Here is a 5,745-nt window from a genome sequence, read left to right as displayed (position 1 = left end):
TTTAAAATTTCGTCCAAATCATCCTCTTTGAACGCGGGCGAGTATGTATGAATTTCGCCGTTTTTGATAAATTCCGCGGCAAATTTTGCCTCGTGTAGGCCGCTGCAAGTCGCACCCCAGAGGTATCTGTCAACGTAAGGCATCGCGAAGCTAAACGCAAAGCCTTTTAGCGCGCATAGAATTTTTGCGCCGCTTCGCTCGCCTACGCCGCGTAAAATTTCTAAATTTTTTACCAATTTTTGCTCCTCGCACACGTAAGCCGGGGTCGAAATTTCATCGATTTTCATCGTTTTTCCTCATTAAATTTTTTCGCAATTATATAAAATTTTATGAATTTTTAGTTAAAATCGCCCAATCTTTAAAAAAGGACAAAAATGGTAGAGGTAGAATTTCTAGGGCCGATCGGGCGCGAGCCCCTGCGCCTAAACGCAAACTCCCTGCAAGAGGTAAAAGCGGAGCTGCAAAAGGATGAAGGCTTGCGAGAGTGGCTCGCAAACTGCGCCGTAGCGGTAAATGATAGGATGGTTTATGATGCGAATTTCGCGCTCAAATCCGGCGATCGCGTGAGCCTTCTGCCTCCCGTTTGCGGCGGCTAAGTTTAGGAGGCGGCGATGGGCGAGGCTAAATTTAATCCGGAAATTTTAAGCGGGATCGAGCCTGAAATTTATGAGGGCAGCTTGAACGTAGATGTGATTTTATCGCGCTGGTACGCTAAATTTAAGGACGTAAATTGCGGCGCGTTCATTACTTTCGTAGGCATCGTGCGCGACGAGGGCGGCATCTGCGCGCTGAGCTTCGATATCTATGAGCCGATTTTGCGAACTTGGTTCGAAGCGTGGCAGCAAAAGGCCGCAGCACGGGGCGCATTCGTGCTTTTTGCACATGCAAACGGGGATGTGCCGATCCACGAAAGCTCCTACGTCACAGGCGTCGTAAGCCCGCAGCGCAAGGTCGCTTTAGCGCTAATAAACGAGTTTGTGGAGGATTTCAAGGCGGCCGCGCCGATCTGGAAATACGACGTAAAGGGCGGCAAAATCGAGGGCGGCAAAGTAGTAGGCGGGAAGAGGATCTACGCGGCAGATCGCTCGCAGAGAGTAAAAGGCGCGGGGCTTTTGGGCTAAATTTAAAAGCACGCGCTGTTTTAGCCCCACAGGCTTGCTTCAATTCAATTAAATTTAATCAAAACGGCGATTGCGCCGATAAGCAAAATTCCGTATAGAAAATACTGCAGAATTTCAAAATAAAGATTTTGTGTAAATTTAGCGGCTGAGGCTAAATTTAAAGCTCAAAATTTACTCTAATCCCGCCCCTGCGCCGCGATAAGTATGGTCGAGCGAGGATTAAAATTTCAAGTCTAAATTTATATCAATTTAATAGATCGGCATTGCTACGGCATTTGATAAATAAAGCAGCAGCACGACGTCGCAAACACTTCAGGATTAAAACAAAATTTAAACCCAAATTCGCGCGCCGTATCCGTAAGCACAAATGAAACGCAGTGCTATGAAATTTTAAAATTTCATAGCAAATATAACCTCTCTGCCAAACGGCGGCTAAAATTTAAACACGTCCTTGGCTTCAGCGATGTGCTCGCTAAGGCTCGTAGCGACATCTTCGCCGCTTGCCGCGCACTTAAAGATCGGCTCAAGCACTTCGGCAAAAAAGCCGTTTAGCCCTTCTTGCATGATCTGCGCGCCACTTTGATAGCGAGCTAGCCCCATAAATACGCCGTGTCCGATCGCGCAGAGACCGCCCGCCTCATCGGCGATAAACTTATTCAGCGCCTTGCAAACCGCAACGACCGCGCTTGCATTTACGATCTCGCGATCTCTTAAATAATCCTCAAGCGCGCCGTAATCGCACTCGCATCTGATCCATCTAAACGCCTTTGCAATCGACGGCGAAACGCATTTATGCTCACTTAGAGTGCATAGGACATATAAATTTTTAGGCACCGCAAAATATGAGCGGCCATCCTTTAAAAGAACGCTGGCGCGCGCTTTTTCGCCCTCTTCAAAGCCGTCGATTACGTGAGAGTTTTTCGTGCGGATCAGCGAAAGCTCGTCATTCTCGTCGTAGCGGCGATCCAAAAGCACCGTAGCCTCGCCTAAAATTTTATCCAAGCTCGCGGCACTTGCATTGTCGATCAGAAAATAATACTCGCCCTTTGGATCGTTTAGCGCCTCTTTGCAAAGCGCTTTAAACTCGCCGTCTATGAAGCTTTCGCCGTAAAATCCGTCGATAAAATCGCGGTATTCAAAGCCTTCGTGCAGGCAAACGTAGCGGAAATTTTTTGCCGCAAGCTTCTTTTCGGTGATCAAAGATCGCAATCTGCGGGTCTTGCCGGTGCCGATCGCGCCGTAAAATATCGTATTTTTCGCAACCTCTTCGCTTTTGTAATTTTTTACGTATTCGAAAAATAGCGACGAATACACGATCCTAGCCGCGCCCACGACGTCCTGCGGATACGGGGTAAATTCCGCGATAAATCGCGAGCTCACCTCGTAAAATTCTTCAAAAATTTCAACCTTTTCGTCGTATAGCAAGGATAAAATTTGTGCGGTTTCATCGCGATAAACAAGCGTCGGAAACTCGTCGTTGCACTGCGCAAATATGCTGGCTAGCAGATAGAGCTTCTCGCGCGAAATTTGCGCGAAATCGCCGCCCTCGGCAAGCCCTAGATTTAGCATCCCGTCGTCGCTTAGGTAGCTATCGATCAGATAGAAATTATCGGCATTTATCGCGGATTTTAAAAATTCCATCAGCACGAAGGGTTGATTATGCAGCGCGACGTCGAAAAAATCGATCGCCAAAGCGCTATCCACCGCCGTAAGAAGCCTGTAAAGCTCGTCGTAGAAATTGACTAGCTTTTGTTTAAAAATATCGCGCGCGGTGCGCTCCTGCGAATAGCTATTGAAATTTTTGACGATATTTTCGATAAAAACATAAAGCGAGACGATGTTTTTATCCTCGCCGCTAAGCACGCTATCTACGCTTTTTACAGCATTTTTAGGAAACAGCTCCTTTTTGCCGACGATGCGGTCTTTAAAAGCGAAATCGTAATAAAACGCGCTGATATTGGAATCAAAATACTGATCCATAAAGAAATACTCGGCGTGCGCGAACTTCTCGCCCAAAGATAAAATTTTGCAACTTCTAAGATTGCCGTCGCTGAGATTTATATACAGAGTTTGCAAAAACTCGTTCTCGGTCTCATCAAAGCTTGCGAGGCAGCGCTTTATCTCGCCTAAATACTTTGAAATTGCGGTTTGTTTTTTAAGCCAGAATTGGTTTTTGTTGTGATTTTTCCAGCTGGCGACCAGCGACTCTATCTTTTCCTTGCTAAAATCTTGCATGACTCATCCTTGAAAGATTAAGATTGTGTATTGTACTTGAATTTAAATAAATAATTAATAAAACTCTGATATCGCGGCGGAGTGCGAAAGCAAATTTTATTAAATTTACGCGCCCGCGGCGATAGGAAATTTTAAAATTTACTGCGCGCTAGATCTATCCGCGACCCTGCACCAACGGGACGAATTCGCAGGCGCCGAGCTCCTCTTCTTTGATCTCGCTTGGCGAAATTTTACTAAACCTAACGATCTTTTGCGAGCCGCCTCTATTCATCGGAGCGACCAAAATTCCGCCGATTGCCAGCTGCGCAAACAGTCGCTCGTCGATCCGCTCGGCGCACGCGGAGAGCAAGATCCTATCGAAAGGGGCGAAATTTTTCCACCCCGCGTTGCCGTCGTCGTGGCGCAGGCTAATATTTGAAATCCCGAGATTTGCAAAGTGCCTTTTCGCCTCGCCCACCAGCCGCTCGACGCGCTCGACGGCAAAGACGCGGTGAACCATCCTGCTTAAAATCGCCGCTTGATAGCCGCTGCCGCAGCCGATCTCTAAAATTTTCTCGACCTTCGGATCCACGCTTAGCGCCATCGTCATGCGCGCGACCGTCAGCGGCGAGCTAATCCACTGGCTGGCCAAAATGGGCTGTGCGTTGAGGCTGAAAGCGTGCGCGCCCAGCGGGGCGAACTCGCTTCTAGCGACGCTGCAAAACGCCTCAAAAAGTGCCGGATTTAAGCTAACCTGTTCGGCGATGTCGTTCGCCATCTTTTCGCAGCGAAGCCGCTCTAGCGAGACCATAACGCGCTCCCGCCAGGCCAGACCTTAAATTTAAAGCCGCGAAAGCTTTTGCTCTGATTAAATTCGGGACCGATAAAATTTTTAAAAATGCCGTCCAAGCGCCGGCGACACGATGCGGCAGAGCAAAATTTCAAACCGCAAAATCCGCTAAAAATCATCGAAACTCAAACTTCCTTTGCTGTAGTTCGTGACCTTGCTCTCGAAAAAATTGCTCTTTTGATCATTAAATTTAGAAAAATCATCGACCCATTTTATCGGGTGTTTCGCGCCGTATCGCTTCTCAAGCCCGATGGCGAGTAGGCGCTGATCAACTAGGTAGTGGATGTATTCTTCGATGATGTCGTCCGTAAAGCCCATGATTTGATTATCCGTGATGTATTTGCCCCAATCGATCTCTAAGCTCCCCGCCGTTTCGAACATCTCGTAAATTTTATCCACGTTGCGTTTGTTAAACAGATCGGCGCGCTCCTTGCGGACGGAATTTATCATGTTTTGAAAGAGCAGCAGATGCGTGATCTCGTCGCGCTGTATGAAGCGGATCATCTGCGCGCTGCCTAGCATCTTGCCCGCGCGCGCGAGCGCATAGATCGAGGTAAAGCCGCTATAAAAATAGATCCCCTCTAAAATTTGATTCGCCACCATCGCCAGCAGCAGCTTATCATCGCTAACCTCGCCCGCGAGCTCCTCATAGACGCTTGAGATGTAGTCGTTTTTCCTGCGGAGCATATCGTCGTGCTTCTCCATCTCGTAGATCAGATCGGTGTTTTCACAGATCGCCTCGACCATGACGGCGTAGGATTTGCTGTGGTTGGCCTCCTCGTAGGCTTGGCGCGCGAGCACGGCATTGATCTCCGGAGCCGTGATGTAGGGGTTGATATTATCGGCGAGATTGTTGGTCTGAAAGCTATCCATCGATATCAGCTGGCTCCACACGAGATCGTACATCCGCTTCTCGGCGCTTGTAAGATTGAAGTTATAATCGCGTACGTCGTCGGTGGTATCGACCTCTTTAGGAAACCAGGTGTTAGCCTCCATCAGATCCCAAAGCTTCAGCGCCCATTGATATTTCGCCTTGGTAAAATTTAAAATACCCTGCGGATTGCCGCCGAAGACCTTTCGATCGGTAAGCGTCTCGTCAGAGAAGGGGTTGTAGATTTTTTTCCTATCCATTTTTTGCCTTTTTAAAAATAGCATAAATTCCGGCTGATTTTCCTTCTTCAGTATCTATAATTCCGCTTGTCTTGTTTGTAACTTGACTATCATCTGCATAAATTCCGGCTGATCCAGTTTTCTTGGCAGTTATTGTACCTTCGTTTGTAATTGTTGATTCGTTAGTACCATAAATTCCAGCTGATTTTTCACCTTTTGTTTCAATTGTTCCACCTGAAACATTGTCTATTGTACTCGCATTCCCAAGCATCCCAACTGATTTTTCCTTTTCAGTTTCAATTGTTCCTTTGTTTGTCAATACAGAAGTTTCAATACCATAAATACCTATAGACTGATTTTCTCCAACAGATATTTTCCCACTTGTTTCATTTGTCCCTGTTGAACCTTTTAAGTAAATTCCCACAGATTCATCAGTTCCTGCCATTTCAA

At 47.0% G+C, this 5,745-nt stretch carries 5 protein-coding genes and 2 pseudogenes; 2 read left to right on the top strand and 5 right to left on the bottom strand.

Translation table 11 applies throughout. From position 1 onward, the window contains the following. A pseudogene (locus Q0620_RS06825) lies at positions 1-287 on the bottom strand (carboxynorspermidine decarboxylase); the annotation flags it as partial. Between the two features lie 87 nt (positions 288-374). Here Q0620_RS06825 and Q0620_RS06820 point away from each other — a divergent pair. After that, positions 375-596 (top strand): MoaD/ThiS family protein, encoded by a 222-nt coding sequence (locus Q0620_RS06820; protein ID WP_298783978.1) that lies wholly within the window; start codon positions 375-377, stop codon positions 594-596. Positions 597-611: 15 nt separating this feature from the next. After that, complete coding sequence (locus Q0620_RS06815; protein ID WP_298783976.1) at positions 612-1,121, top strand: molybdenum cofactor biosynthesis protein MoaE; 510 nt, start codon at positions 612-614, stop codon at positions 1,119-1,121. Between the two features lie 432 nt (positions 1,122-1,553). Here the strand turns inward: Q0620_RS06815 and Q0620_RS06810 are convergent, their stop codons facing one another. The 4 genes and pseudogenes from Q0620_RS06810 to Q0620_RS06795 form a co-directional block, all read right to left on the bottom strand. Beyond that, complete coding sequence (locus Q0620_RS06810) at positions 1,554-3,356, bottom strand: hypothetical protein (protein ID WP_298783974.1); 1,803 nt, start codon at positions 3,354-3,356, stop codon at positions 1,554-1,556. 154 nt (positions 3,357-3,510) lie between these two features. Continuing rightward, entirely contained in the window at positions 3,511-4,146 is a 636-nt protein-coding gene (locus Q0620_RS06805) for a protein-L-isoaspartate(D-aspartate) O-methyltransferase (protein WP_297896800.1), read from the bottom strand. A 147-nt stretch (positions 4,147-4,293) separates the two neighbouring features. Continuing rightward, a complete protein-coding gene (locus tag Q0620_RS06800) occupies positions 4,294-5,316 on the bottom strand; it encodes a ribonucleotide-diphosphate reductase subunit beta (RefSeq protein WP_297989426.1) in 1,023 nt (340 codons plus the stop codon). Then, positions 5,309-5,745, bottom strand: a pseudogene (locus Q0620_RS06795) (hypothetical protein); the annotation flags it as partial. The pseudogene Q0620_RS06795 and the gene Q0620_RS06800, both read right to left, overlap by 8 nt.

Source organism: uncultured Campylobacter sp., assembly GCF_938017615.1.
Classification (GTDB): Bacteria; Campylobacterota; Campylobacteria; order Campylobacterales; family Campylobacteraceae; genus Campylobacter_B.
The sequence above is the reverse complement of the archived record's forward strand: the minus strand, read 5'-3'. Positions and strand labels throughout refer to the sequence as shown.

What these genes read in the sequence shown, in the direction of transcription:
- Q0620_RS06800 (WP_297989426.1), bottom strand. Translation starts at nt 5,316, where the DNA reads ATGGATAGGAAAAAAATCTACAACCCCTTCTCTGACGAGACGCTTACC.
- Q0620_RS06820 (WP_298783978.1), top strand. Translation starts at nt 375, where the DNA reads ATGGTAGAGGTAGAATTTCTAGGGCCGATCGGGCGCGAGCCCCTGCGC.
- Q0620_RS06810 (WP_298783974.1), bottom strand. Translation starts at nt 3,356, where the DNA reads ATGCAAGATTTTAGCAAGGAAAAGATAGAGTCGCTGGTCGCCAGCTGG.
- Q0620_RS06815 (WP_298783976.1), top strand. Translation starts at nt 612, where the DNA reads ATGGGCGAGGCTAAATTTAATCCGGAAATTTTAAGCGGGATCGAGCCT.
- Q0620_RS06805 (WP_297896800.1), bottom strand. Translation starts at nt 4,146, where the DNA reads ATGGTCTCGCTAGAGCGGCTTCGCTGCGAAAAGATGGCGAACGACATC.